1 protein-coding gene is annotated in these 1,117 nt (G+C 59.4%); it reads right to left on the bottom strand.

What is annotated here, in order from left to right; all coding sequences use genetic code 11:
- Positions 1-268 precede the first annotated feature (268 nt).
- Positions 269-940, bottom strand: a complete 672-nt coding sequence (locus IWX77_RS16820; protein ID WP_334353681.1) for a MerR family transcriptional regulator — start codon at positions 938-940, stop codon at positions 269-271.
- Between the last annotated feature and the right edge of the window lie 177 nt (positions 941-1,117).

A 1,117-nucleotide genomic window follows, 5' to 3' on the forward strand; every position in this document is an offset into this window, starting at 1 on the left:
TGGCTGGACATGGTGATGATTCCTGATTCTCGCCCTACGTCAAATGGCGAACTTGCTGTTAGGTACTGGCCTCACTCGACCTTGACACGTAGGGCGTCGGTCAGCGCCACTCAGCGCCACTCAGTGGGACGTGACCCGCGCTTGGGGTGCGTGCCTCACGCGCTGTTGACAACGACGCTTGTAGGCATTGCACTCACGCAGTGAGAGCCACAGGCGGGACTTCTTTGGTGCGCGCTGCTTTCAGAACAAGTTGGCAACCCATCGGAGATTAGTCGGTGGCGTCGACCCCAACGGTGTTGGAGCCGCTGCCCGATTCGGCGGCGGCCACTTGTGGGTTGTAGCGGCGCGATGTCTCGTGCTCTTGGGCTGCTCTTCGCAGTGCGGCGAACATCGCGTCACCAAGGATCGTTCCGATTATGACTGTTTCAGCTTTCGAGTCTCGGTCCGGTCGGGTCTCGACCTCGTCCAGGTCGGCTTCTGCAGCCAGAAGAGCGGCCTGAGCATATTTCGCAAGCCACCCCTCCGATAGGGGCATCCGAAGTGTGTCCAGGGTCCCGAGGATTCGCGCGGCCTCGAGTCGCCCTGGGTTTGTCGGGTACGTTCGCCATTCTTGCGTCAGTGTGTCAATCCGTGCGAGTGCTAGCGGGTCGATATTGTCCTGGTCGGGCTCGACAGAAACCGTATTTTGTGCGACCTCGAACACCTGGGCCAGCGAGTCGTCAGAGTCGATCGAGGCGAGCACCCGTTTGACGGAAGCGATGCTCAGGCCGCCGGTGTGGATTAGTGCGCGCGTGAGATTCAATCGCTCCACGTGCACTGGACTGTAAGACGCTTGATTGGGTTTGGACAGATCCCCAAGAGGCAGGATTCCCTCGCGCAGGTAGTACTTAATGGTCGCGATGGGCACTGCGGATGCTGCGCTCAATTCGGCCATTTTCATTTTTGATCTCCGATTCGAATCGCGCGATCCCTACAGTCTTTCACGCTGGGTTCTCGCGGTACCAGGCAACGGTCTTCGCAATCCGGAATTTGTCAAGCCGGATGAGGCCAGTGGGAGTTAGGCGGCTAGTTTGGCCTCGGTGCTGTCGGTGGGTTTGTTGATCCAGGCGGTCGCCGG

The organism is Cryobacterium sp. CAN_C2 (genome assembly GCF_015751745.1).
Lineage (GTDB): Bacteria > Actinomycetota > Actinomycetes > Actinomycetales > Microbacteriaceae > Cryobacterium.